The 23,409-nt window shown below is 67.2% G+C and carries 26 protein-coding genes, 1 tRNA gene and 1 pseudogene; 7 read left to right on the plus strand and 21 right to left on the minus strand.

Annotated elements, in window-relative coordinates; all coding sequences use genetic code 11:
- Positions 1-32 precede the first annotated feature (32 nt).
- The 3 genes from ACVFI9_RS13995 to ACVFI9_RS14005 all read left to right on the plus strand — a co-directional run bounded on the left by ACVFI9_RS13995 (position 33) and on the right by ACVFI9_RS14005 (position 1,531).
- Positions 33-242: a helix-turn-helix domain-containing protein gene (locus ACVFI9_RS13995; protein WP_474766271.1), complete on the plus strand. Its 210-nt coding sequence runs from the start codon at positions 33-35 to the stop codon at positions 240-242.
- 92 nt (positions 243-334) lie between these two features.
- Entirely contained in the window at positions 335-601 is a 267-nt protein-coding gene (locus tag ACVFI9_RS14000) for a hypothetical protein (RefSeq protein WP_474762824.1), read from the plus strand.
- A 48-nt stretch (positions 602-649) separates the two neighbouring features.
- On the plus strand, positions 650-1,531 hold the full coding sequence (locus ACVFI9_RS14005; protein ID WP_474762825.1) for a hypothetical protein: 882 nt from the start codon (positions 650-652) through the stop codon (positions 1,529-1,531).
- Positions 1,532-1,755: 224 nt separating this feature from the next.
- Here ACVFI9_RS14005 and ACVFI9_RS14010 read toward each other — a convergent pair whose 3' ends face one another.
- The 3 genes from ACVFI9_RS14010 to ACVFI9_RS14020 all read right to left on the minus strand — a co-directional run bounded on the left by ACVFI9_RS14010 (position 1,756) and on the right by ACVFI9_RS14020 (position 4,321).
- The gene (locus tag ACVFI9_RS14010) at positions 1,756-2,187 is read right to left on the minus strand and encodes a hypothetical protein (RefSeq protein WP_474762826.1); all 432 of its coding nucleotides are present in this window, start codon (positions 2,185-2,187) and stop codon (positions 1,756-1,758) included.
- 84 nt (positions 2,188-2,271) lie between these two features.
- Positions 2,272-2,658, minus strand: a complete 387-nt coding sequence (locus tag ACVFI9_RS14015; protein WP_474762827.1) for an HK97 family phage prohead protease — start codon at positions 2,656-2,658, stop codon at positions 2,272-2,274.
- Positions 2,659-3,097: 439 nt separating this feature from the next.
- Positions 3,098-4,321 (minus strand): IS256 family transposase, encoded by a 1,224-nt coding sequence (locus ACVFI9_RS14020; RefSeq protein WP_474762828.1) that lies wholly within the window; start codon positions 4,319-4,321, stop codon positions 3,098-3,100.
- Positions 4,322-4,581: 260 nt separating this feature from the next.
- On the opposite strand from ACVFI9_RS14020, the gene ACVFI9_RS14025 reads away from it, so the two are divergent.
- Positions 4,582-5,220 (plus strand): hypothetical protein, encoded by a 639-nt coding sequence (locus tag ACVFI9_RS14025; RefSeq protein ID WP_474762829.1) that lies wholly within the window; start codon positions 4,582-4,584, stop codon positions 5,218-5,220.
- Positions 5,221-5,441: 221 nt separating this feature from the next.
- Here ACVFI9_RS14025 and ACVFI9_RS14030 read toward each other — a convergent pair whose 3' ends face one another.
- Positions 5,442-5,909 carry a hypothetical protein gene (locus ACVFI9_RS14030; protein ID WP_474766376.1) on the minus strand — a complete coding sequence of 156 codons (468 nt, stop codon included), beginning with the start codon at positions 5,907-5,909 and terminating at the stop codon, positions 5,442-5,444.
- Between ACVFI9_RS14030 and ACVFI9_RS14035 the strand changes: the two are divergent.
- Positions 5,812-6,027 (plus strand): annotated as a pseudogene (locus ACVFI9_RS14035) (site-specific integrase); the annotation flags it as partial. The gene ACVFI9_RS14030 and the pseudogene ACVFI9_RS14035 sit on opposite strands and share 98 nt — an antisense overlap.
- Positions 6,028-6,499: 472 nt before the next feature.
- Here ACVFI9_RS14035 and ACVFI9_RS14040 read toward each other — a convergent pair.
- From ACVFI9_RS14040 to ACVFI9_RS14075, 8 genes are all read right to left on the minus strand, one after another.
- Positions 6,500-7,111: a hypothetical protein gene (locus tag ACVFI9_RS14040; RefSeq protein WP_474766377.1), complete on the minus strand. Its 612-nt coding sequence runs from the start codon at positions 7,109-7,111 to the stop codon at positions 6,500-6,502.
- Between the two features lie 226 nt (positions 7,112-7,337).
- Complete coding sequence (locus ACVFI9_RS14045) at positions 7,338-7,682, minus strand: hypothetical protein (RefSeq protein ID WP_474762830.1); 345 nt, start codon at positions 7,680-7,682, stop codon at positions 7,338-7,340.
- An 81-nt stretch (positions 7,683-7,763) separates the two neighbouring features.
- Positions 7,764-8,126: a hypothetical protein gene (locus ACVFI9_RS14050; protein WP_474762831.1), complete on the minus strand. Its 363-nt coding sequence runs from the start codon at positions 8,124-8,126 to the stop codon at positions 7,764-7,766.
- A gap of 198 nt (positions 8,127-8,324) precedes the next feature.
- Positions 8,325-9,053 (minus strand): hypothetical protein, encoded by a 729-nt coding sequence (locus ACVFI9_RS14055; protein ID WP_474762832.1) that lies wholly within the window; start codon positions 9,051-9,053, stop codon positions 8,325-8,327.
- A gap of 137 nt (positions 9,054-9,190) precedes the next feature.
- Positions 9,191-9,544 carry a PadR family transcriptional regulator gene (locus ACVFI9_RS14060; protein ID WP_474762833.1) on the minus strand — a complete coding sequence of 118 codons (354 nt, stop codon included), beginning with the start codon at positions 9,542-9,544 and terminating at the stop codon, positions 9,191-9,193.
- 156 nt (positions 9,545-9,700) lie between these two features.
- Positions 9,701-10,258 carry a DUF6036 family nucleotidyltransferase gene (locus ACVFI9_RS14065; RefSeq protein WP_474762834.1) on the minus strand — a complete coding sequence of 186 codons (558 nt, stop codon included), beginning with the start codon at positions 10,256-10,258 and terminating at the stop codon, positions 9,701-9,703.
- Positions 10,255-10,833, minus strand: coding sequence for a helix-turn-helix domain-containing protein (locus ACVFI9_RS14070; protein WP_474762835.1), 579 nt, complete (start codon positions 10,831-10,833; stop codon positions 10,255-10,257). The genes ACVFI9_RS14065 and ACVFI9_RS14070 overlap by 4 nt, the downstream gene beginning before the upstream one ends.
- Positions 10,834-11,200: 367 nt before the next feature.
- Positions 11,201-12,139, minus strand: coding sequence for a hypothetical protein (locus tag ACVFI9_RS14075; RefSeq protein ID WP_474762836.1), 939 nt, complete (start codon positions 12,137-12,139; stop codon positions 11,201-11,203).
- A 1,346-nt stretch (positions 12,140-13,485) separates the two neighbouring features.
- On the opposite strand from ACVFI9_RS14075, the gene ACVFI9_RS14080 reads away from it, so the two are divergent.
- Positions 13,486-13,680, plus strand: coding sequence for a hypothetical protein (locus ACVFI9_RS14080; RefSeq protein WP_474762837.1), 195 nt, complete (start codon positions 13,486-13,488; stop codon positions 13,678-13,680).
- A gap of 49 nt (positions 13,681-13,729) precedes the next feature.
- On the opposite strand, the gene ACVFI9_RS14085 is transcribed toward ACVFI9_RS14080, so the two are convergent.
- From ACVFI9_RS14085 to ACVFI9_RS14125, 9 genes are all read right to left on the minus strand, one after another.
- Positions 13,730-13,803 (minus strand) — tRNA-Leu (locus tag ACVFI9_RS14085).
- Positions 13,804-13,837: 34 nt separating this feature from the next.
- Entirely contained in the window at positions 13,838-15,298 is a 1,461-nt protein-coding gene (locus ACVFI9_RS14090) for an NAD(P)/FAD-dependent oxidoreductase (RefSeq protein ID WP_474762838.1), read from the minus strand.
- A 46-nt stretch (positions 15,299-15,344) separates the two neighbouring features.
- Positions 15,345-16,616: a S8 family serine peptidase gene (locus ACVFI9_RS14095; protein WP_474762839.1), complete on the minus strand. Its 1,272-nt coding sequence runs from the start codon at positions 16,614-16,616 to the stop codon at positions 15,345-15,347.
- Entirely contained in the window at positions 16,613-17,176 is a 564-nt protein-coding gene (locus ACVFI9_RS14100; protein WP_474762840.1) for a DUF501 domain-containing protein, read from the minus strand. The genes ACVFI9_RS14095 and ACVFI9_RS14100 overlap by 4 nt, the downstream gene beginning before the upstream one ends.
- Complete coding sequence (locus ACVFI9_RS14105; RefSeq protein WP_474762841.1) at positions 17,173-17,814, minus strand: FtsB family cell division protein; 642 nt, start codon at positions 17,812-17,814, stop codon at positions 17,173-17,175. The genes ACVFI9_RS14100 and ACVFI9_RS14105 overlap by 4 nt, the downstream gene beginning before the upstream one ends.
- Positions 17,815-17,879: 65 nt before the next feature.
- Positions 17,880-19,160, minus strand: a complete 1,281-nt coding sequence (eno, locus tag ACVFI9_RS14110) for a phosphopyruvate hydratase (RefSeq protein WP_474762842.1) — start codon at positions 19,158-19,160, stop codon at positions 17,880-17,882.
- A gap of 276 nt (positions 19,161-19,436) precedes the next feature.
- Positions 19,437-20,741 carry a histidine--tRNA ligase gene (hisS, locus tag ACVFI9_RS14115; RefSeq protein WP_474762843.1) on the minus strand — a complete coding sequence of 435 codons (1,305 nt, stop codon included), beginning with the start codon at positions 20,739-20,741 and terminating at the stop codon, positions 19,437-19,439.
- Positions 20,742-20,786: 45 nt separating this feature from the next.
- On the minus strand, positions 20,787-21,230 hold the full coding sequence (locus tag ACVFI9_RS14120) for a DUF6841 family protein (RefSeq protein WP_474762844.1): 444 nt from the start codon (positions 21,228-21,230) through the stop codon (positions 20,787-20,789).
- Between the two features lie 85 nt (positions 21,231-21,315).
- Positions 21,316-22,041 (minus strand): nucleoside triphosphate pyrophosphohydrolase, encoded by a 726-nt coding sequence (locus tag ACVFI9_RS14125; RefSeq protein ID WP_474762845.1) that lies wholly within the window; start codon positions 22,039-22,041, stop codon positions 21,316-21,318.
- Between the two features lie 154 nt (positions 22,042-22,195).
- Here ACVFI9_RS14125 and ACVFI9_RS14130 point away from each other — a divergent pair, with 154 nt between their 5' ends.
- Entirely contained in the window at positions 22,196-23,395 is a 1,200-nt protein-coding gene (locus ACVFI9_RS14130) for a Na+/H+ antiporter NhaA (RefSeq protein ID WP_474762846.1), read from the plus strand.
- Positions 23,396-23,409 lie beyond the last annotated feature (14 nt).

Genomic DNA, 23,409 nt, shown 5'->3' on the forward strand with positions numbered 1-23,409 from the left:
TCCCCCCGCGCGACTACGATCGCCCCGTGGGGATGCACCGGACCATCACCGCCGACGACGAGGACCTCCGGACGCTCGCCGGGATCCTCGGCACGGACCCCGGCACCGCCGCCAACAAGCTCAACGGCACGGTCGACTGGACCGCCGACGACATCGCCGAGCTCGCCGCGTACTACCAGGTCCAGCCCGCCGTATTCGCCCTCCTGCGCCCGCAGGACACGTCCACGGCCAGACACACGTAGCAGCAGCCGGGTCGGATCCCACGAGCCGCACAGCGCCGGACGCGACCGGGAAAAGGGCTCGTAGTGTCACCGGCCCGAGCGACGATGGACACATGCCCGAGCCCGAACTCCGATCCATCCCACCGGAGCGGCGCAACGGACCACCCCGATGGGAGGTCTGGCACGACGGCCAGCGCATCGGCATCATCCAGGAGAAGCATCTCCGCGGAGCCCGGCTGCCGTTCTACGAGGCCATCGCGCCGCACCCGCGGACCGGGAAGCCGATCAGCCTCGAACTGCACACCGACCGGGACAACCGCGTGCAGATGCTCGTGCGGTTCGCCACCCACCCGGAGGAGTACCGGCAGCATTGGTCATGACCACTCGGGATGACCCCGTTGGAGACATGGGCTGCCACACTGGGCAACGTGAACGCTTCTGAAGTCGAGGATCCGACTCGCACGATTGCCGAGAGCCTGGGCGACTTCTTGGATTACGCGGCAGACACCCTGCGCCTCGCCGATGTGACGCGGCACGGCGCGCACGCACTCCTTGGCGTCGCGCGCCTGAACGAGCACGCGAAGGAGGCTTGGATCGAGGCGTACAGCGAGTACCCGGATGAGCAGGAGATGCGGCTAGTCCGTTCGCAGGAGGTGGCGGAACTCGCGAGGCATGAGTTGGACAGTGGGTTCCCGCTCCTGCACAATCATGCGCTCGTTGGCCTCTGGGGTGCACTGGAAGCCACCATCGAAGACGTCTGCATCGCAAGAATCCTCGCGGCGCCAGAGGTACTGGATTCCGGTGCGCTCTCGCGGGTCAAGGTGTTGGGCGTTCCGTTCCTTGCCATGGGTCGCCGAGCGCAGGCCAGCCTTCTGCTGGACGAGGCGAGACGAGCCATCGGTGCAGAGTCAAAGGTCGGGGTAGGTCAGTTCGAGGCGATCCTTGGCGAGGTCGGACTCGATGGCGAGCTGGATCCCAACGCCAAGAACGTTGTTCGCATCGCGAAGGCAATGCGGAACGTAATCGCGCATCGGGGCGGCGTCATCGACGCGCGTTTCGTTGGGATCTGCCCCGACCTTGATGTCAGGCCGAACACGGCGCTTCGAATCTCACTTGGGCAGTTCACATCGATCGTCTACGCGATGACCATGTACATCGACGTGATTAACTCACGGGCACTAATCGCAGCAGGTCGACCCACCCGCGATCTTGTGTTGCCATTCGGGCTCCAAGACAGCGCCGATCTGATGCTGCCATTTCGCGGTCAGGAGTTCCCGGAACAGGAAACCGACCCCGAGGGGACATCCTAGATCGCGCCCCTGCCGAGGGGGGTGGGGGTTGAACCCGAGGGGGGCGGCGTGCTCGCCGTGGGACTCGGTCGGAGACCGGGCTCCCGCGATCGCCGCGCCCCCTCCCCGCAAGGGATCCGAAGGAGGGCTAGTCGACGACCTCGACGGGCACGTCCGTTTGTAGGTCCTCGCCATCGCGGTTGAGATATCCGCGGAAGGCGATGCGTGCCCGCGATCTCGCGCCGCTACTTCACACGTGGCCGGTAGACGGTAGTGCCTTCCTTGACCTTGAAATAGGTGCCCCTCCGGCCGCGCTTATCGATCCACGTCAACGCGACGATCATGTCCGGCTGGAGTTCCGGAAGCACGTACACGGATCCGGGTCTCGCATCAGAGCCCGCGCTGAAGAGGTAGGTCTTTGTGGGAGTGAGGTTAACCCCGTTCTGCGCCAGAGAGTACGTGACCTCGTACCGGGTCTGGCGAGAGCGGTTCCTTACCTGCCAATGCTCAGCGACCGGGTGTCGCTCCACGACGAAGGGCGCGCGGCTGTGCCATAGGCTACCGATCCATCGGAACCAGCCGCGCGCGAGCCATAGAACGGCAACGGTCAGGACCGCGCTTCCCACCCCGACGATTATGGGGAACCAAAGGTTTTCCGCGAGCCACTCACCATCCACGCCTCGGAGCCTACGAGCTAGCGCAGACATACCGGATCGGGCACGCCGTCGTGGCCGGCTGGCCTCCGCGACGGTCCCTCATCATCAGCTCGGGGCGGAAAGTGCCCCTCTTCGAGCTCTCAGCAGCGCGCGCGGGCGAGGCGCAGCCGAAGTTCGAGGTCTCGGCGGGTCCTGCGCGGGCCCTTGACCGCGAGCACCCCGGTGTCGGCGTTGGCGCCCACCGGGACGAAGCTGAACTCGTAGACCTTCAGCGCACGCAGCTCGGTGGCCTTGGTGCCGTCGTGATGTGACCGGCCCGGAGTCGAGCACGTCGTAGGCGAAGCTGAGCTGCGCGAGCCGCTTGTCCTTCACGAGGCGGTACACCTGCGCGCCCTTGGCCGTGTCGAGGTCGAACCGGCCGCGCACCCACCAGCCGTGCTCGTCCTCGCCCGTGTCCTCAGCGGAGGCGACGTAGAACTCGGGGTCGTCCATCCGGTGCCCGAACAGGCCCGGCAGCACGTTGCCCGAGGTCCTTCAACGGTGATTCCAGCCGCGATCTCTCGCCGCACTACTTCCTGCCGTATGCGAAGGGGCCGAATCCGTGGCGCTGGTGGGACGCGAGGTTGACGGGTGAAGGGGGCGAGGCCGAGCTCGTGCCAGTCGAGCTGCGGCCCGGGCTGTGGGTGCTCCGGCCGGTTGCCGAGGTGTGGACGTCGTGAGCGTCGCGCGAGTGCGTCGCGAGTGTGTCGCGATGCCCACGGGGTGTGGGCGTGGTGCCCACGGGGTGTGGGCGTGGTGCCCACGGGGTGTGGGCGTGGTGCCCACGGGGTGTGGGCGTGGTGCCCACCGAACGAGAGACGAGGACTGAACGGGGGTGGCGTCCCGCTGGTTGGTGGAGTTTCTCGACACCGTGCGGGTCAGCTGTGGTTGATTATGCCGCGGTCAGTTCCGGGATGGCCACCTCCTCGGCTTCGACGTTGAGGAGCTTCATGGAGTGTTCGCTGAAGTAGCGGCGGTCGGCGCCGTCCCATTCGTCGTGCTGCTCGATCAGGACGTGCCCGGCCAGTCGCAGCAGCGCGGCCGGGTTCGGGAACGTGCCGACGACGTCGGTGCGGCGTTTGATCTCCTTGTTCACCCGTTCCAGCGGGTTCGTGGACCAGACCTGCCTCCAATGCTGCTGTGGGAATCCGGTGAAGGCGAGCAGGTCGTCGCGGGCGTCTTCGAGCATCTCGGCGACCTTGGGATGCGACCGGGTGAGCATCCGGACGACCTCGTCGAACTGGGCGTGCACGTGCTCGGGGTCGGGTTGGGCGAAGATCGTGCGGATGATCGACGCGACCATGGGCCCGGCGGTCTTCGGCACGTTCGCGAGCACGTTGCGCATGAAGTGCACCCGGCACCGCTGCCAGGACGCGCCCTGTAGCACGGTGCCGATCGCGGCGATCAGACCGGTGTGCGCGTCGCTGATCACCAGTTGCACCCCGCCCAGCCCACGCGCCTTCAAGGAGCGCAGGAACGTGGTCCAGAACGGTTGCGACTCGGTGTCACCGACCTCGAACCCGAGCACCTCACGCCGCCCATCCTGTGCGACCCCGACCGCGACCACGACCGCTTGGGACACCACCCGACGGCCGACCCTCGCCTTGCAGTACGTCGCGTCGAGGAACACGTACGGGTAGGCGGTGTCAGCGAGGGGCCGGTCCCGGAACGCGGCGACGTCCTCGTCCAGGTTCGCGCAGATCCTCGACACCTCGGACTTGCTGATCCCGGTGTCGGCGCCGAGCGCCTTGACCAGGTCGTCCACCTTGCGCGTGCTGACGCCGTGCACGTACGCCTCCATCACGACCGCGAACAACGCCTGATCGACCCGGCGGCGCCGTTCCAGCAGCGACGGGAAGAACGACCCCTGGCGCAGCTTCGGTACCCGCAGCTCGAGTTCCCCGGCGGTAGTGGTCAACGCCCTGGGCCGGGTGCCGTTGCGCTGGGCGGTGCGGGTGTCGGTGCGTTCGTACGGGGCGGCGCCGATGAACGCGGCCGCTTCCGCGTCGATCAACTCCTGGTACAGGGTCTCGGTCGCGACCCGGATCCGGTCCGAGACATCGGTGAGCTTGAGTTCCCCGAGCAGCTCGAGGAGGGCAGACTGGTCAAGAGCCATCGTGCGTATGTGTCCTTCCGTGAGATTCCTAGACAGTTCTCACTGACCATCGCACGATGGCTCGCCTACGTCCACGACGCCGGCGACCCCGCCGAAAACCCCACCACCCCAGGGGACGCCACCCTGAACGGGAAAGACGGAGAGCCTTCGCTTCGCAGCTCAGGCCCCGACCTCACATGAAGATCGGTCTTTCTATCGGCTCGCGTTCTTGAGGTGGTTCTGTCCGTCGGCTGATGACGGAAATGATGAGGAGGAAGGCGATGAACCTGGACGAGATGTTCGACCCGCAGCACCCGGAGCGGAATCCGCTCAACATCGTGACGATGGCCGAGCTGAATAAGGCGGTCGGGTTCGGTGAGTTGCGTCGGTTCAGCGAGGTGCTCGACCGGTTCGTGCAGGTCGGCGGGCAGGCCACGCATCTGATCTTGACGTTGACGATCGAGCAGGTGGCCTCGCTTCAGCGCGAGCACGGTGCCGACTGGGTTCAGGTGGCGGAAATGACGAGCGCCCTCAAGCAGGCCGAGGTCGCCGCGTACCTGCACGAGGGTGAGGCGCAGCTCGCCGCGGAGGCCGACGGCCGGCTGCGGGCGGATGTCGAGGCGCTGCGCCTTCTGGACACGGACGACGTCACGCTCCCGCAGCCGGGCGACGACGCGCTGCAGCGAACGCATCTCGATCCCCACCTCCCTCGACATACGACGGAACGACGGCCACGCGTAGTGCTTCGCCGGTTCGTCATCTGCGCCAGGTATCCCATCACCGCGGATTCCGACCCGGTGAACCGCTGCTGCCCGGCCTCGAACTTGTCGAGCGCGCGCCACCAGTTCTCGGCCTCGATGCTCACCGCGCACCTCGACCACCGTCGGAGCCCCGCGCTACCATGGCGACAACGACCGTGACCAGATCGTTCGGGGAGGCCGGGTGAGCGCCCGGCCTTCCGGCGTTCACTCTCGGTGCCACATCGCCACCAACCTCTCGACATCATCGATCGAGCCGTCCCGGAGCACGACCCGGTCCGAGCCGGCCATGCTCACCAGGTAGGACCCAGAGCGAAGCCGCCACATCCGAAGCCCACGAGCCCGCGCCCTACGCCGAGCTCGCTCGAAGCGATCGGCCTCATTCATGTGCCCGCCGTCGGATCCTTCAGCGGCCACCGCTCCCACCCGAACGCGGCGACGAGGGAATCGGCGAGCCAGAAGTCGACCAGTGCCTCCGCGGCCTCGGGGGGCATCGAATCGGACAACACATCGACGAGGTCATCCCCGCACGGATCGACCCCGTCGATCGACGCCGTGCCTTCGAACATCGGCCACCGCTCATCCAGCCAGCTCACCGCGCGAGAGAGCGCCTCGCCCCTAGACCCGGCGACGCTGCTCACGCCGACGCCTCGCCGGTGCGCGAGCCCTTGCGAGCGGCCTCCCAGGTTAGCCGGCACGCCAAAGACCAACCAGGAGCGCAGCGTGCCGTACCCGGCGTTCCTACACGAGATCCTGACGAGCGCGACCGAGGGCAAGCGACGCGACCAGCTGATCTTCGGTGACGGCACCACCCCGCTGATGCAGAACCACTCGTCCCGGGGCTGGTTCATCGCCGCGGTCCGAAGGGCGCAGGCCGACGACCCCACGTTCCCAGAGCACCTCACCCCTCACGACCTGCGCCACACGGCCGCGAGCCTCGCGATCAGCGCCGACGCGAACGTCAAGGCCATCCAGCGGATGCTCGGTCACGCCAGCGCCGCGATGACCTTGGACACGTACGCCGACCCCTTCGATGACGACCTCGATGTCATCGCCGAGCGCCTCGAAGCGCACCGCGCCCGCAATGTGGGGGAAATGTGGGGAAAGCGGCCGATCGGCGAACTGCCCATCCCCGAACTTCCGCGAGATTCCGGGGAAGTTCGGGCGTGGCCGAAGGTGCTCCCGCTGGGATTCGAACCCGAATCTAGGGTCAACGGCGAGGCGGGAATTGATCAAGATCCGCGGAATTCCGCCTCAGTTGAGTGGTTGCGCGATCTCCTGAAGCGCCGGGAATCACGGCAGTTGTTGCCATTTTGTTGCCAGGCCTTAGCATCGGTCGCGTTGAGCTGCCAGTATGAGGGATCACAGGATGGGCAAACAACCGCGATCGTCCCCGTGGTCAGCGCCTCGCCTCGATCTCGACCTCAATCGCGAAAGCTGACTACTGCCGCCCCAAGATCGATTGCACGTAGGTATTCGGGTCAGGGCAAGCCTCCCGCAGCGCGGCATCCATCTCCGGTTCCCAGAATCGTTGGTCGTCAGCGGCCGACGGGAACCAGACGTATCCCGGCCAGGTCTCTACCCAGACGTCGCGCTCGGGCGGCCCGGGCACCACGATTCCATTCGCCTCAAGACAGGGGGCGTAGAAGGTGGTCAGGTAGTCGTAGATCCACCCCAGCTCGGCCTCGTTCGGTTCAGGGCGGGTTATCTTCGTCGGGTGCGCGGTGTCGCAGGCGTACCCCGCAAGCTGCTCGGGCTCGCCGCTTCCTGACCAGCCGATGGAGTCGGGCGGACCGTCTGTGTTCCCGGCCGTTCGGCCCTCGTCGACTTGTAGGCCGGCCGTTTCGTAGCACGCGCGCAGCACCTCGATGCGGTTCTCGTCTGGGACGTAGCCCTCGAAGGTGACCTCCGGCCGTACTGCGTCGGGGTAGCTCGCTAGCACCCCTTGCCAGCGTTGATCGGCGTCGTCGAGTCTCCTCGCCTCGGATTCCGCCTCGGTGAGAGGCGCATCGGGCTCTGGGTACGGCGCCAGCTCGGGCATTTCGATGCTCACGACAGCGGATGTCGGTTCCGTCGGTACGGCGGTGTCGCTGGGGGGTGGGGTTGAGCACGCGGTTAGTGCGAGGAGGGATACCACGAGAAGGGCGAGGCACCCACCGGCCGTCACTGTCGGACGCCGACTGAGGGTTGGAGTCATGCGCTCGATGATCCCGGAGAGAAGGCTCCGGATCAACGTCACATGGCCAACCGTCGTCAGCGTCGTCTGCTGTGGGACGCTCCTACGGAACAAGTAGCAACACCGCCCAATTCAAGATCGCAGCGACAAACGTCAGGGCAGTGAGGACCATGGTGGTGGTGCGGCGTGCCGTTGAATAGCGCACGATCATCCAGGTGAGCGTGACCGCTGTGAGCGTCAACACGATGGCCGTTGCCCAGAGCTCTGGGATCTCCCGGAACTGCGTTCTCTCTGGTGCCTGACCTCCAATAGTTGAGTTGCCGACCGCGACCGTAAACACCCGCCAGATTGCCGCGAGTGTCGGTACGAGTGCGCCGAACAGAAGCAGGCATCCCGGTGCTCCGACGATGTGCCGGTCCCGGTAGTCATCGTTGGGTGTAGCCGCCATGATCGCCTCTCAATCCCCATCCCAAATGGGAACGTAGGTGCCACACGCCATCGCGTCTGGAGCAGGCAAGGGCACACGATCTCAAGCCGCTCCGGGCCGGAGACTCAGGACGCTCAGATTCGCCATGAGCAGGACCAGCGCGATGACAGCGAGGACCATCGTTGATCGACGACGATGCCCGTTTCGGCGCGAGTTCGCCCACATGACGACCAACGTCCCGGTCGAAGCAAGCAAGAGAATCGCGGTCGACTGCAAGGTGACATCGCTCCCGAACTGCACCGGGTTCTCACGGTGTCCTTCGCCAAATGTTGTGTTCTCGAGCGCGATGTCGAACCATCGGGCGAACACTACAAATCCGGGTACGACCACACCGAGAAGGAAGACGACGAGCGAAGCGCGGTTGGAGGATCCATCCTTCGAAGTACGAGTCGGCTGCTCCTTCATGTGTCTCCAGACCAGAGAGGTGAGTTCGTGAGCCGAGACGAAGGAGCAGCACAGTGCCCAGCGAGTCGGATGCACGTGCCCACAACAAAGACGCAGCTCGGTAGTCCCACGACGTGTCGAGCGCCGTAGTCGTCTTGCGGGGTGCTCATTGGGATCGAGGGCGGGGCTCCGGGCCGGGCACCTCGATGGTAGGAAGCGTCACAGCAGGTTCGGGTATTCGATCGGTGCCGGGCATGTCTGATGCAGTTGTTCGACGGTCTCGCCGGTCCGCTTCTCAACGGAAGCGGGACCGTTCTTGATTGCGCTGTATGCAGTCCAGAAATCGGGGGCGGAGTCGCGTCGGTCGATGAAGTCCTGCCTGGACGGGGCGGTCTTGACTTCCACCCCGAAGTCTCGAATGCATCGCAAGGTAGCGATCTCATAGTCATACAGCTGCGACAGTTGCGCGTTCGTAGCCACGGGCTCAGACGTCATCCAGCCGGTCTGTACGCTGCAAGTCCGGTAGTCCTCTGATACCTCGGCCGTCTGTTCCTGTGTCTGACCGGGAATCTCGAAGGACTCCGTGCCGATCGCTCGGACCGTCCACCCTGCCGCCTCCATGCACTCGACGGCTGCCGCGAACGTGTCCGCGCGCCGCTGCAGGCCGGCCTGGATGGCCTTGATGAGCTCGCGGTCGACAAGGGGCGCGGAGGGAGGGGATGACTCCACAGGTGCGGGCGTCATCGCCCAGACGGCTGTACCCAACCCAAGCGGGAGCGCGACCGCCAAAATCGCGGCGGTAACCCTGACCACGAATCGCAAGGCAGGATTGACCGCTGTCCGCTCTGCAGCGGCCCAGGTGAGGTCTGCCGGAATCCCACGCAGGAGGCGCCAGCGCAAGGACCGGCCGAGCTGGCGTGTGGACAAGCCATTCTCTTCTGCCCACATGGCATGCTCGTGCAAGTCCGACGCGATCTCGTCTCGCCGGTTGTCCGCGACCGCAGCATCGAGGCCTCGGGTATACGTCCGCGCCCACCGGAGCGCGGCCCGCGCGGCTCGTCGATACTCTGGGCTCCGCTCGAGAGTCATGCCAAGCCCACCTTCCCCCGATTGATCGCGGGGATTCCCTCTTCGATTGACTGAGCAGCAAGCGCGCGGGCACCATCCGCCGTCAACCGGTAAAGACGACGCCGTGGCCGATGCTGCGACTCAGCCTCCGCCGCGTCTTCCCATTCCGCCTCCAGTAGACCCGCGGCCGCCATCCGATTCAGGGCCTTGTACAGCGCGCCTTGCGACATGAGCGGTTCACCGCCCTTCGTGGCCAGCTCCCGAGCAATCGCGAAGCCATAGAACGTACCTTCCGCGCGCTGCAGCTCACCTCCAGCTTCGAGAATGCGTATCTCCACCGGAAGCAGAACACCAGGTCGTCGTCGTGACATGGTGAAACTATAGGAACCTAGGTTCCAATAAACAAGCCATACGACTGAGTTGCCTCGGACGCATCCACGCGGGTCGTTCCGCGGCGCGGGTCGCGCTGACCCAATGGGTCGGGTTGACCCGACCCACCGATCGACGATGTCGCCCCATACGGCCGATCAGGTGGTCCGCCGCCTTCGCCGCTGGCGGTCGGCTTCGCTGATGACGTCGGTGGCAAACCAGAGGTATGACTGGAGGCCGTCGGGTAGCTCAACGGAGTCATCGCCGTAGACCTCATACGCGAGCGCAACGAGCTCAGCTGGGTCACGGATGCCCTCGCGCCGAGCGATGATGGCCAAGTCCGCGGCATCCTTATCGCGGCCGGCGGCGAGCTTCATAGCGATGAGCTCCTTCGGCGTCGCAACTGAGATGGTGACCGAGTCGTTCCGCTGCTGACCGCCCGCAACGCGCAGCCAGCCTCTCCCGGCGGAGTTGAGCCACCGGCGTGGGAGGTTGAGATCGCGAGCCATTTCTTCGACAACTTCCTCGATGACATCGGTCGGTTCGAGAAGTGCGTCGATGTCCGTCGTGACGCGGACGTCGCCGTCGTCGGGATAGTTCAGAAGCATCGCGGCGCCACCCGCAACTTTGATCGTCCCGCGGACCCCCTTCGCGGTGAGACGGTCCTTCAGCTCATCGAGGAGCTGTCGGACCGTCTCAGCGTCGAACTCCGTCATCGTGTCGCCAGCGAGTTCTCATCCAGGTAGATGTTGAGGTCCCTTAGGAACTCAGGAGTCGACGTCTTCGCCTTCTCGCGCAGTGACGGGAACCGAGAAACGTACCAACGCCGGCCCAGCCTCGACGGGAGCGCCCAGGCGGGGCGCCTGGATTCCGGAATCGATGCTCCATAGATGGCACGGAACAGCTGCTCCCAACGGTCATCTTTGATCTGCGACGGCCGATCGCTGAGGTCCGAGTTCGTGAACTCGTCGCCACTTTCCGTGAGCACCTGAGCCGCATGCGTGATAAGGCGGAGGGCGTAACTCGGGTCGCGCTGATCCAGAGCGTCGTTGACCTGATCCGTGACAGCGGCCGGCCCGTAGTCGGTATACGCAGTGTCAGTCTTGGCTGCGATCGCGATCCGGCGACCCATCGCATCCAGAGCACGCTGGAGAGTCTCGAGCTTGATGCGCCCTTCGCGCTCAGAACGTTCCATCTGCGAGACCGCGCCAGCTGAGATGTCCAACCGCTCTGCGAGCTGAGCGCCTGTGAGGCCCAGTTCGTCGCGTGTGGTGCGGATGAGGTCAGACATGCACCAATTATAGCTGTAGCTGTATTTCATGCAACCGCTCACTGCTCGCTGCCTGCACGACGAAGACCCTCGTCTGCGACCGCTTTCTGTCACCCGGAGCCCTCGGCTCCGGTCCTGGTTCTCTTCTTTCCCTGTCCTGCCGCCCTGCTTTACTTCCCAACCTCCCCCATGAAGAACGAAGGATGAGTGGGGGAGGTTGGGAAGCGCACGAAGCGCGGCAGGGGCGGCAGGATAGGGAAAGAACCCGCCGAAGCGGTCGGTTGCCTATTCGCGTCGGGTGAACGGTCAAGCGAACGGCCAAGTCGAGGCAGCCGACAGTCGGCGGTCACTCAGAGGTTAGGCATCCAACCCAAATCGTTCACCGTCATCAACTTCCTTCGCGTTTGATGTCGTTGTAGAGCTCCTCAACGCGGGTCGTGTAGTCGTAGGCGTCCGGATTGTGAACTCGGAAGATTGCCCGTAGGGCTTGGTTCTTGGGATACGGATCATTCGTGGGGATCGCCTTGTAGGCCTCGTAAAGGGGCATCATGACGTGAGCGGTCGCGATGATCCCCTGCTCGTCGGTCGACACGTCGGGGACCTGCATGATTGTCCTTGTGTGGGCCCCTGTGATGTTCTCCCACGTGCGGGCAATGTAGGGCCGGTTGAAGTCCTCGAAGATCATCACCGAGAGTAGGACGTCCTGCAGTCCCGCTTCGTACTTCTCGAGCACATGCGCGTATCGCCGTCTGAACTTCTTGGCCCTCTGGAGGGCATACCTCGTGCGCTTGGATGTGTCCTGGTTGCGCCTAACTGCTTGGAAGAGGCCGTAGAGGAACAGGATGACGATTAGCCACAGGTCGGTGCGCAGGTTCGCCTCATCAGGCAGGAGCCGGCTCAGACCGTTCTTGATGAGCACCTCATACAGAAAATAGGAGATGGCAATTGAGAGAGCGTGAAACACGAAGAACTGGATCTTGTGGACGAGCGCCCAGCGGGCACTGAGAAGGATCATCGCTGCTTGGAGCGCCGCGAACCAGACTGAGACCGTCCAGATGTTGACGACTACCCACGAAAGGTTGAGGAGGTAGAGCAGTATCGAAACGCCCACGATGGAGAGCGGCGTGAAGAGGACCCTGTAGACGGCATTGAATCCCACGCTGCTCTCGACTTGAAAGAGGCTCGTAATGGGCTGGTAGTCGTCGCGGTAGGCGATGAGCAACTTTCCCAGCCGTTCCGAGACGATCAAGAGCGCGAGCGCGATCAACGCGTGCGCCCAGAAGTTCTCGTAGGGCTCGACGTGAGGCAGCTGCTCGACAAGACGCATGGCCCCAAGTATGGAGGACGGCGGATATGCGTCCATGCACCCGCACTCGGGACGATCGTGTCTGGCTTGTACGCCTGTCCGGCTCACTCGCGTCGATGCTGGATGATGCTCTGCATTCCGCATTCTCGCGATTCGCGCGCGTACTGCTTCCTTACTGTTCTTCCTGTTCTCTTCCTGTTTCTTAAGGGGGACGCTCACCGTACCCCTGGGTGGTCGCTAAACGTACCCCTAAGGGGGTCGCTCACCGTACTCCTGAGGGGGTCGCTCACCGTACCCCTGAACGGTTGGGTGGCCCGTTATCCACAGGCCGTCGACGACGAATACTCTGCGCCGGACCCTGTCAATGGTCCTCGCTAGCCTGACCTCGTGGAACTCAACAACGAAGTCACACCCTCGATTCGGGAGGGACGCGCTCGTGGGTAGCGTCCTCGCGTATTCGACCTCAGGCGGCCGTCGCTATCGCGTGGTCTACCGCAAACCCGATCACAGCCAAGGCCAGAAGCGCGGCTTCAGGACCAAGCGCGATGCCGAGCTCTTCCTCGCCGAAGTCGAGCTTTCGAAGGCTCGCGGCGAGTTCATCGACGCATCATCGGCAAGGGCGCGTGTCGAGGGTCTGGGTGACGTCTGGCTCGCAGCGCAAGAGCAACTGCTGAAGCCATCGGCGTTCGCTCCGCTCGAATCGACGTGGCGTCTGCACGTGCGCCCGATCTGGGGACCTCGCGAGATCGGCGGAATCCGCCATAGCGAGGTGCAGACGTGGGTTTCCGAGCTCGCGAAGCGGATGGGCGCGACCAGCACGCTGCGTGCATATGGGATTCTCGCCGGCATCCTCGATGTCGCAGTCAAAGATCGGCGTATCCCCTCGAATCCGGCACGCGACCTCACACTCCCCCGCAAGAAGGGCAAGGCAAAGGTCTACCTGAGCCACACGCAGGTCGAACTCCTCGCCGACTCGTCGGCGCACCCCACGCTCGTGCACTTCCTCGCCTACACGGGTCTCCGGTGGGGTGAGGCGACCGGTCTGCGAGTAAAGCACCTGGACGCACTACGCCGTCGTGTCCGTGTCGAAGAGAACGCCGTGAAGGTCAACGGAAAGATCCACTTGGGTACGCCGAAGACGCATGCCACCAGATCGGTCCCGTACCCGCCCTTCCTCGCCGGGCCGCTCGCACGGCTTTGCGAGGACAAGGGCCGCGAGGGCATCCTGTTCGGCGACGGCGTCTCGCACATGGTGATCCCCCACTCATCGAGGGGATGGTTCGTAGCGGCCGTCAGACGGGCGCAGGAGGCCGAACCCGACTTCCCGAGGGTCCACGCCCCACGACCTCCGGCACACGGCCGCGAGCTTGGCGATCAGCGCCGGCGCCAACGTCAAGGCCGTCCAGCGGATGCTTGGCCACGCATCCGCGGCCATGACCCTCGACGTCTACGCCGACCTCTTCGACGACGACCTCGAGGCAGTCTCGACCGCCCTCGATGACGCCCGGGCGGCTGCGGTTGTTGCCAAAATGTTGCCACTGGCCCCGTCGGCCGAAGCATGAGAGGTCGAACTTCCGCGTGATTCCGCGGATCTGAGCACGTCAAGCACGGTGCTCCCGCTGGGATTCGAACCCAGACTGAGGCGAGTTTAAGTCGCCTGCCTCTGCCGATTGGGCTACGGGAGCGCGGTGCCGCACCGTGGCGGCACCGCGTCCCAGACTACTTGGCGGAGACCGGCTCGCCCTTGGCCTCGACCTTGGCGGCCTTGGTTGCACCAGTGGCCGGCCTCGACGTCACGGCCTTCGAGGTGTTGCCGGATGCCGCGACCGCGGGCGAGGTCGCCGGCGCCGCCGCTGCGGGCGGCTTCGGGCGCGCCGCGAACTGCTCGAACGCAGCGCGCGGGTCCTGCAACGCCGAGAGCGACACGATGTCGCGACCGAGCCAGAAGTTGTTCCACCAGCCCCAGAACACGCGGAACTTGCGCTCCCAGCTCGGCATCGCGAGGCCGTGGTAGCCGCGGTGGGCGAACCAGGCGATGAGACCCTTGAGGGCGAGCTTGCCCGACTGGAAGACGCCCGAGCCGATGCCGAGGCCGGCGACCGCACCGAGGTTCTTGTGGAAGTACTCCTTGGGCTCCTCGCCCCGGAGCACCGCGACGATGTTCTTCGCGAGGAGCTTGCCCTGACGCACGGCGTGCTGCGCGTTCGGCACGCAGTAGCCGCCGACGCCGCCGCCCGAGAGGTCGGGGACCGCGGCGATGTCGCCTGCGGCCCAGGCGTCGGCCACCCAGTCGTCTTCGTCGCCCACGCGCAGGTCGGCGCGCGTGAGGATGCGGCCGCGCTCCTCGACGGGCAGGTCGCTCGAACGCACGATGGCCGGGTTCGCCATGACGCCCGCGGTCCAGACCACGAGATCGGACTCGAACGTCTCGCCGGTCGACAGCTCGATGACGCCGTTCGCCGCGCTGGTGAGCTGCGTGTCGAGGTGGATCTCGGCCCCTCGCTGGGCGAGGTGCTTGATCACCCAGTGGCTCGTCTCGAGCGACACCTCGGGCATGATGCGACCCATGGCCTCGATGAGGTGGAAGTGCGTCTCGTCGAAGCTCAGCTGCGGGTAGTACTCGAGCAGCGCGCTCGCGAACGAGCGCAGCTCGGCGAACACCTCGATGCCCGCGAAGCCGCCGCCGACGACGACGAACGTGAGCAGGCGCTCGCGCTCGGGACCGGGAGGCAGGGTCGCCGCCTTGTCGAAGTTGGTGAGCACGCGGTCGCGAATGGCGACGGCCTCCTCGACCGTCTTCAGCCCGATGGCGTTCTCGGCGATGCCCGGAATGGGGAACGTGCGCGAGACGGCGCCGCCGGTCACGACGAGCACGTCGTACTCGAACTCCCACGAGTCGCCGAGCTCGGGCGTGATGGTCGCGGTCTTCGACGCGTGGTCGATGCCGGTCACCTTCGCGGTGATGATGTTGGTCTTCTTGAGGTGCCGGCGCTGGGAGACCACCGAATGACGCGGCTCGATCGAGCCGGCGGCGACCTCGGGAAGGAACGGCTGGTACGTCATGTACGGCAGCGGGTCGACGATCGTGACCTCAGCCTCGCCGGGACGCAGCCACTTCTCGAGTTTCCACGCTGTGTAGAACCCCGCATAGCCACCGCCGACGATGAGAATCTTGGGCACGGTGAATGGACTCCTCAGTTGTGATCAATGCGGGCTGTGTGTGCGATCACTGTTCGCGAGTTCGGACAGTCCGCCTGGTGTGCCGAGTGGCGCCGATGCCCAACAGCGTTGCTAGCGTACCAAATCCGGCGACGAGGGAGAGCGGGACGGTGATGTAGGCCAGTGTCCACGCGGTCGGCAGGAGCGTCTGCGCGCCGTCGGACCTCGGCAGCGGAGGATCCGCGATCGGCACGATGGGCTGGTTCTCGGCGTCGGTCGCGGGCGCCGGGACCTCCGCCCGCCGATGCAGCGCGATCCAGTCGGCCAGGCTGCCGAGCGGGTTGGCGTCGACCTCGTCGACGTCGGCCGTGAGCGCCGGTACCGGGTCGATGAGCCCCCACCCGTAGAGGGGGCTCGGCACGTCGTGGCCGTTGGGGTCGGCCGTGCGGATGACCCGTTCGATGACGTTCGCGGCATCCAGTTCGGGGTATTCGCTGCGCACGAGGGCGACCAGGCCCGAGACGATGGGCGCCGCCGCGCTCGTGCCGTCCCACTGCACGTAGCTGCCGTCGGGTAGCACGCCGACGAGGTCCTCGCTCGGCGCCGACACCGCGATCGTGATGCCCTGCGAGCTCGCGTCGAAGCTCGCGTTCTTCTCGCGGTCCACCCCGGCGACGGTCAGCACGCCCGGAATCGTGGCGGGCGCACCCACCTCGCTCGTGCCGCTGCCCCGGTTGCCGGCCGCGGCCACGATGACCACGTCATTGTCGAACGCGTACATGAACGCGTCGTCCCAGCTCTCGGGCCAGTCGCGGGTGTTGCGGGTGAGCGACATGTTGATGACGTCGGCACCCGAGTCGACCGCCCAGCGCACCGCCTCGGCGATCTGTTCGTCGTTCGACTTCTCGGCGCCCGTGTCCTGCCCGAAGGCGACGGACGCCGTGAGGAGGTCGGCCTCGGGCGCGACGCCGATGACGCCGTTGCCCTCCCCGGTCCCGCGACCCGCGAGCAGCGACGCCACGAGAGTGCCGTGGTTGGGGTCGTCGCCGACGGGCGTCTGGCCGTCGGGGCTGCCGAGGCCCGAGACATCCGTGCCTCCGACGATGGCGCCCCGAAGCTCGGCGACGTTGCCGTTCACGCCGGTGTCGATGATCGCCACCTTCACGCCCTCGCCGCGGGAGGTGTTCCACGCGGTCGTGAAGCCGTAGTCGGCGAGCCAGTACTCGAGGTCGCGCACGGTGTCGGCGTGCGCCGGCGTCGCGCCCGCGAGCGCGATCATCGTCGCCGCGGCCAGGGTTGCCGCAGCGCCGGCGAGAGCTCGGCTGAGACGCCGGCTCATACGCCGCTCCCGGTCGTGTCGTCGGCCGGATCCGCCGGATCAGGCACGTCGACGCCATAGTCGGGACACTGGCACACGTCGGGCGACCACGACGAGCGCTCGAGTGCGAGGTCGCCGATCGGGTTCACGCCGGGGCCCGCCGCCAGCGCGTGACCCGCGAGGGCGTGCAGACACTTCACGCGCGTCGGCATGCCGCCTGCCGAGATGCCCGCGATCTCGGGCACCACGGCGATCGACTCGCGGTCGGCCAGGTACTGCTCGTGCGCTCGCTCGTAGGCTGCGGCGACCTCGGGGTCGGCGGCGAGCAGCTCACCGCACTCGACCATGACCTGGGCCGCCTCGAGGAAGGACATCGCGGCCGTGGCGGCCGGATGCGTGAGGTAGTAGAACGTCGGGAACGGCGTGCCGTCGGACAGCCGCGGTGCGGTCGACACGACCGTCGGGGCGCCGCACGCGCAGCGCGCCGCGATGCCGACGACGTCGCGCGGGCGCCGACCGAGCTGCGCCGCCACGATGCTGAGGTCGCGCTCGCTCACCGGATCGAAGGGCGGGCGGGTCATCCGCGGCCCCCCGCCGCCGGAGCGGGCGTCGCCGCCGGAGCGGGCGTCGCCGCCGGAGCGGGCGCGAGCCCGGCGATCATCACGGAGTCGAGGAGGCTGCGCATCCAGTCGCCCTTCGATTCGGTCACTTCGGCGGAGACCTCGGCCGTGCCATCCGCGCTCGCTCCCGGGGTCCGGTCGTCGATCACGAGGTAGCTGACCTCGCCTGGCAACACGTAGTACAGCCGTTCACGCGCCTGGGTCATGATGAACGTCTCGTCGTTCCAGCGTTCGCGCTCGTCGCGGAGGCGCTGCACCTCCTCCTCCTGCGCGGAGACGGAGGCGCGCAGCTCGGCGATCTCCTGGCGCTGGGCGGCGAACGCGGCGATGGTGGGCGCCAGCACCACGACGGCGAGCACGAGCACGCCCATCATGATGAGCGAGAACCCCGAGAATCGGATGCCGCTGAGCCAGCCTGCGCTCGCTGCGGCGTTCGACGTGGTCGTCGTGGCCTTCGCGGCAGGCTTGCGCGGCTTGCCGGAGGTCCCGGGCTTCCCGGACTTCCCGGGCTTCGCGGACTTCCCGGACTTCCCGCGCGTTCCGGACGGCGTGGCCGCCCCAGCGGGACGACGCGGAGGGCGCGGCGGATTCTGCGGCATCGCCCCTCCTCACCGACCCGGCGGACGTGTCGGGAGCGGCCCCACGGCCGCCCCCGACACCCGAATCAGGCCGTGAACCGGGGGAACGCCGTGCGACCGGCGTACACCGCGGCCTCACCGAGCTCTTCTTCGATCCTCAGCAACTGATTGTACTTGGCGACCCGCTCGCTCCGGGCGGGCGCGCCCGTCTTGATCTGACCGCAGTCGGTGGCGACCGCGAGGTCGGCGATGGTGGTGTCCTCGGTCTCACCCGAACGGTGCGAGAGCACCGCGGTGTAACCGGCACGCTGGGCCAGTTTCACGGCGTCGAGCGTCTCGGTGAGCGTGCCGATCTGGTTGACCTTCACGAGGATCGAGTTGCCGACGTGGCGGCCGATGCCGTCGGCGAGCCGCTTCGGGTTGGTGACGAACAGGTCGTCGCCGACGAGCTGCAGCTTCGTGCCGAGCGTCGACGTGAGCTCGGCCCAGCCGTCCCAGTCGTCTTCGGCCAGCGGGTCCTCGATCGAGATGAGGGGGTACGCGTCGGCGAGCTCGGCGTAGTACGCGTTCATCTCGGCGGCCGAGCGGTCCTTGCCCTCGAAGCGGTACACGCCGTTCTCGAAGAACTCGGTGGCTGCGACATCCAGGCCCAGTGCGATGTCGGTGCCGAGCGTGAATCCCGCCTTGCCGATCGCCTCGGCGATGAAGTCGAGCGCGGCGCGGTTGTGCTCGAAGTCGGGGGCGAAGCCGCCCTCGTCGCCGAGGCCCGTGGAGAGGCCCTTCGACTTCAGCAGGCTCTTCAGCGCGTGGTACGTCTCGACGCCCCAGCGCAGGCCCTCGGAGTAGGTCGGCGCGCCGATCGGGAGGACCATGAACTCCTGGATGTCGACGCCGGTGTCGGCGTGCGCGCCGCCGTTGATGATGTTCATCATGGGCACGGGCAGCACGTGCGCGTTCGGGCCGCCGAGGTAGCGGAACAGCGGCAGGTCGGCCGAGTCGGCGGCGGCCTTGGCGACCGCGAGGCTCACCCCGAGGATGGCGTTGGCGCCGAGACGGCCCTTGTTGTCGGTGCCGTCAGCGTCCTTCAGGGCCTGGTCGACGACGCGCTGGTCGCTCGCGTCGAGGTCCTCGATGGCCGGGCCGAGCTCGTCGAGCACGGCGTCGACGGCCTTCTGCACGCCCTTGCCGAGGTAGCGGTCGTTGTCGCCGTCGCGCAGCTCGTACGCCTCGAACGCTCCGGTCGACGCGCCCGAGGGGACGGCCGCGCGGGCGAGGGTGCCGTCGTCGAGCAGCACCTCGACCTCCACGGTGGGGTTGCCGCGCGAATCCAGGATCTCGCGGGCGCCGACAGCTTCGATGAATGCCACAGTGAACTCCTCTGTGATGGGGATGTGCTTGGACGACTCCGTCGTGATCCGCGGTTCAGTCTAGTGAGGCGGGCTCACTCGTGACGTCCCGCGACGGATGCCGCGGCATCCGCGCGCCGGGCGTCGCAGACATCGAACGGTCGCGTTTGCAGGGTCGCACCCTGCAGACGCGACTTCTCGATTCCTCGGGCACCGCCCACGACCCCGCCGATGATCGAACGGTCGCGTTTGCAGGGTCGCACCCCGGCAAACGCGACTTCTCGATGGTGCGGCTCGCTACGCGCTCAGGTCGCGGAACGCGAGCGACGAGGCATCCGTCGTCTCCGCGCCCACCTGCGCCCACGCGTCGAAGCCGTCGGCGGTCACGCGGTCGAGGAGCGCTCGCACGTTCTTCACGCGACGCTCGAAGCGCACGCGGGTTCCGGATGCCACGAGCTCGTGCTTCAGCGAGAGCAGCGTCGCCGCGTCGACCTCGGCGTCGTACACGAGCACGACCGAGCGCGGGCGCCCCTCGTCGCGCACGGCGAGCAGGTCGACGATGCGCTCGAACCCGATCGAGAACCCGCACGCGGGCACCTCCTGGCCGAGGAAACGCCCGATCATGTGGTCGTAGCGGCCACCGCCACCGAGCGAGTAGCCGAGATCGGGGTGCGCGATCTCGAAGATCGTGCCCGTGTAGTAGCCCATGCCCCGCACGAGCGTGGGGTCGAACTCGATCGCCGCGTCGGGCAGGGCGGCGCGCAAGGCGAGCAGGTCGTCGTACGCCGCCCGGTCGAGCCAGGCGGGCGGGCGCACGACGCCGTCGTGCAGGTGCCAGTCGGCGGCCGTGAGCGCCTCGAGCTCGGCCGCGACATCCGGCACGCCCTCGCCACCGGCCCCGCCGTCATCGTCACCGCCGCCGCCGACGATGCCGAGTTCGCGCAACTCCGCCGCCACGCCCCCGACGCCGATCTTGTCGAGCTTGTCGATCGTGATGAGGGCGCGTTCGCGCAGCTCCTCTGGCACACCCCACGACGAGAGGATGCCCGCGAGGATCCGCCGGTCGTTGAGCCGGATGACGCAGCCGCCGAGCCCGAGCGCGTCGAGCGTCGCGAGGGTCGCGGTGAGCAGTTCGAGCTCGGCCAGCTGCCCCGCCTCGCCGATGATGTCGATGTCGCACTGCACGAACTGGCGGAACCGGCCCTTCTGCGGGCGCTCGGCACGCCACACGGGCGCGATCTGGATGGCCCGGAACACGGGCGGCAGCGCGGCACGGTGCGTCGCGTAGAACCGCGCGAGCGGCACCGTGAGGTCGTAGCGCAGGCCCAGGTCGGCGAGCGAGAGGGCGTCGCCGGATGCCGCGGCCGCCGCGAGGTCGTCGGGCGTGAGGCCGCGCTTCATCACGGCGAACGCGAGCTTCTCGTTGTCGCCGCCGAGGCCGGCGTGCAGGCGCGACGAATCCTCCATCACGGGCGTCTCGATCTCGTCGAAGCCGTGCGCCCGGTAGACGCCTCGGATCACGCCGAGGGCGTGCTCGCGGCGGGCCTTCTCGGCGGGCAGGAAGTCGCGCATGCCGCGCGGAGGGGTGACGGATGCGGCCATGCCGACCATTCTTCCAGCACGGCGGAGGGTCGCCCGCGCACGGCCCTACCCGTACAGGTCGAGGTCGACGCCGCGCTCCCGCGCTGCGCGCTGCAGCGCCTGCATCTCGTCGATGCCGACGGCGAGGTAGGCGTGCAACCCGTCGGCGTCGTCGCGCAGCAGGTACTCGTAGTCGCTCGTGACGATCAGCTCATCGTCGGCGTCGAGGTAGCTCCAGCGCACCCGCACGGAGGCGATGCGGTCGGTGAGCGCGTTCACGGAGCGGATGTCGGGCACCGCCGACTCGAGGCCGAGCATCCGGTACATCGAGTACGACGAGGCCAGCCCGGCCGACATGTCGGCGCGGCTCTCGAGGGCGCCCGCGAAGTCGTCGGTGATGATCATGCCCGGCAGGCCCCACAGCCTCGCGGTCGCATCGGCGTCGAACTCCCGCAGTGCCGCCGCGTACTCGTCGAAGAACTCGGCGATGCGTTCCTCGTCGATGGCCATCGCGCCTCCTCGGTGATCGCGCCCCAGGTGTGCCAGCTCGGCGTGCCTGCTCCGACGGTACGCCCGCGACGGGGCATCCGCGATGCTAGTCGCCCGGCCTGTCGGCAGCGGCCTCCGCGGCCGCTTCAGCGGTGCCTTCAGCGGCCCGCACGCCGGCTTCGAGATCACGCACGGCACGGCGCAGCGCGCGTTCGGCGTCGAGCCCCTGCGAGCGAGCGGATGCCACGAGCTCGAGCAGCGTGCGACCGAGGTCGCCCTCGGTGGCGGGCGACTCAGAGCCGTCCGGGATCGACGCCGGCGTCACCCGTACGCCCACCTTCTCGGCCTTGCCGATCACCTTCTGCGCGAGCGCGAGCGCGGGCATGCCGCGCGGGATGCCGTCGAGCACGCTCGTGCGGTGCGGCTTCTCGTCGGCCTTCAGCTCGTCCCAGAACGAGACCACGTCGTCGGCCGTCGCGGCGGTGCGGTCGCCTCCGAAGACATGCGGATGCCGCGACACCATCTTCGCGGTCATGTGCGCCGCGACATCCTGGATGTCGAAGTCCTCACCGGGCGTGTGCGCGGCGAGGTCCGCGTGGAAGAGCACCTGGTAGAGCACGTCGCCGAGTTCCTCGATGAGCTCCGCGCGGCTGCCCGATTCGATCGCGTCGATGAGCTCCCAGCTCTCCTCGACGAGGTACTGCACGAGGCTCTCGTGAGTCTGGTCGGCATCCCACGGGCATCCGCCGGGGGCGCGGAGGAACGCCACGGTCTCGATGAGCTCGTCGAGCGGGGTGGTCTCGGTAGGACGCTCGTGCGGAACCTGGCGCATTCCGCCAGCCTACGTCGCATCCCGTCCGCACTGCGCGGCCCGATAGGATCGGCGGTGGAGTGCCGGGAAGTCTGGTCGGCCGGCGGGAGACCGCCGAGATGCCCGTTGCCACGCCGTGCTCCAGCCGGTGCGGCGATTGCCGAACAGGGGTCCCATGAACGTCCTCCGATCCGAGCGCTGGTCCGCAGCACTCCTCCTCGTCGCCGCGATGCTCGGCCTGCTCCTCGCCAACCTGAGCTTCGGCCAGGGGCTCATCGAACTGAAGAACGCGCACGTCGACCTGTCGTGGCTCGGACTCGACCTCTCGGTCGGGCACTGGATCAGCGACGGCCTGCTCGCCGTGTTCTTCTTCATCGTGGCGGTCGAACTCAAGCGCGAGCTCGTGATCGGCGAGCTGAACTCGCTCTCGAAGGCGCTGCTGCCGGCCATCGCCGCGGTCGGCGGCGTGATCGTGCCGGCCGGGATCTTCCTGGCCTTCACCGCCGGCACCGACACGGTCGACGGCTGGCCGATCCCCACGGCGACCGACATCGCCTTCGCGCTCGGCGTGCTCGCCGTCTTCGGGCGATTCATCCCGACGCGCGTGCGCGTGTTCCTGCTCGCTCTGGCGGTGCTCGACGACCTCATCGCGATCCTCATCATCGCGTTCTTCTTCACGAACGACGCCGATCTCGGCGCGCTCGGCTTCGCCGCGATCACCATCACGGCGTTCGGCGCGGTCAGCCGCGTCATGAAGCCGCGATCGACGTGGATCCGGTCGCGGCGACCGCAGTGGCCGATCGTCGTGGTGCTCGTCGTCCTCTGGATCGTCACCTGGTACTTCGTCCACCAGTCGGGCGTGCACGCGACGATCGCCGGCGTGGCACTCGGCCTGGTGATGGCACGCCGTCCGGCCGGGCGCGCGGTGCACGTGCTCGAACCGTACTCGAACGGGGTCATCCTGCCGCTGTTCGCGTTCTCTGCGGCGATGGTGGCGGTGCCCCAGGTGCGCCCCAGCGAGCTCGACCCCGCGTTCTGGGGCATCCTCGTCGCCCTGCCGGTCGGCAAGATCATCGGCATCACGCTCGCGGGCGGTCTCGGCGGACTGGTCGCGAAACGCCGTTCGGGCACTCCACTCACGCTCGCCGACCTCGCGATCGTCGGCACGTTGGGCGGCATCGGGTTCACGGTGTCGCTGCTCATGAACGAGCTCGCGTTCGCCGAGCTGCCGGAGGTGGCCGATGAGGGCACCCTGGCCGTGCTCCTGGGGTCGGGGGCGGCCATGGCGCTCTCGGCGATCTTCGTCAGCCTGCTCTCTCGGCATTACCGGCGTCGTGGCGCGCAGGAGGGCGTGGGCGGAGCGTTCTCGCACTGAGTGCCGCGCGGGCG

This window comes from Agromyces sp. NSFZ, assembly GCF_056156205.1.

Bases quoted from the DNA above. Each gene is read 5' to 3' on its own strand.
- hisS (WP_474762843.1), bottom strand. From the start codon at position 20,741: ATGGCCGCATCCGTCACCCCTCCGCGCGGCATGCGCGACTTCCTGCCC.
- ACVFI9_RS14130 (WP_474762846.1), top strand. From the start codon at position 22,196: ATGAACGTCCTCCGATCCGAGCGCTGGTCCGCAGCACTCCTCCTCGTC.
- ACVFI9_RS14125 (WP_474762845.1), bottom strand. From the start codon at position 22,041: ATGCGCCAGGTTCCGCACGAGCGTCCTACCGAGACCACCCCGCTCGAC.
- ACVFI9_RS14095 (WP_474762839.1), bottom strand. From the start codon at position 16,616: ATGAGCCGGCGTCTCAGCCGAGCTCTCGCCGGCGCTGCGGCAACCCTG.
- ACVFI9_RS14020 (WP_474762828.1), bottom strand. From the start codon at position 4,321: ATGGCTCTTGACCAGTCTGCCCTCCTCGAGCTGCTCGGGGAACTCAAG.
- ACVFI9_RS14065 (WP_474762834.1), bottom strand. From the start codon at position 10,258: ATGACGGAGTTCGACGCTGAGACGGTCCGACAGCTCCTCGATGAGCTG.
- ACVFI9_RS14050 (WP_474762831.1), bottom strand. From the start codon at position 8,126: ATGAAGGAGCAGCCGACTCGTACTTCGAAGGATGGATCCTCCAACCGC.
- ACVFI9_RS14105 (WP_474762841.1), bottom strand. From the start codon at position 17,814: ATGCCGCAGAATCCGCCGCGCCCTCCGCGTCGTCCCGCTGGGGCGGCC.
- ACVFI9_RS14060 (WP_474762833.1), bottom strand. From the start codon at position 9,544: ATGTCACGACGACGACCTGGTGTTCTGCTTCCGGTGGAGATACGCATT.
- ACVFI9_RS14070 (WP_474762835.1), bottom strand. From the start codon at position 10,833: ATGTCTGACCTCATCCGCACCACACGCGACGAACTGGGCCTCACAGGC.
- ACVFI9_RS13995 (WP_474766271.1), top strand. From the start codon at position 33: ATGCACCGGACCATCACCGCCGACGACGAGGACCTCCGGACGCTCGCC.
- ACVFI9_RS14045 (WP_474762830.1), bottom strand. From the start codon at position 7,682: ATGGCGGCTACACCCAACGATGACTACCGGGACCGGCACATCGTCGGA.
- ACVFI9_RS14030 (WP_474766376.1), bottom strand. From the start codon at position 5,909: ATGAACCAGCCCCGGGACGAGTGGTTCTGCATCAGCGGGGTGGTGCCG.
- ACVFI9_RS14120 (WP_474762844.1), bottom strand. From the start codon at position 21,230: ATGGCCATCGACGAGGAACGCATCGCCGAGTTCTTCGACGAGTACGCG.
- ACVFI9_RS14100 (WP_474762840.1), bottom strand. From the start codon at position 17,176: ATGACCCGCCCGCCCTTCGATCCGGTGAGCGAGCGCGACCTCAGCATC.
- ACVFI9_RS14015 (WP_474762827.1), bottom strand. From the start codon at position 2,658: ATGGACGACCCCGAGTTCTACGTCGCCTCCGCTGAGGACACGGGCGAG.
- ACVFI9_RS14055 (WP_474762832.1), bottom strand. From the start codon at position 9,053: ATGTGGGCAGAAGAGAATGGCTTGTCCACACGCCAGCTCGGCCGGTCC.
- ACVFI9_RS14075 (WP_474762836.1), bottom strand. From the start codon at position 12,139: ATGCGTCTTGTCGAGCAGCTGCCTCACGTCGAGCCCTACGAGAACTTC.
- ACVFI9_RS14025 (WP_474762829.1), top strand. From the start codon at position 4,582: ATGAACCTGGACGAGATGTTCGACCCGCAGCACCCGGAGCGGAATCCG.
- ACVFI9_RS14000 (WP_474762824.1), top strand. From the start codon at position 335: ATGCCCGAGCCCGAACTCCGATCCATCCCACCGGAGCGGCGCAACGGA.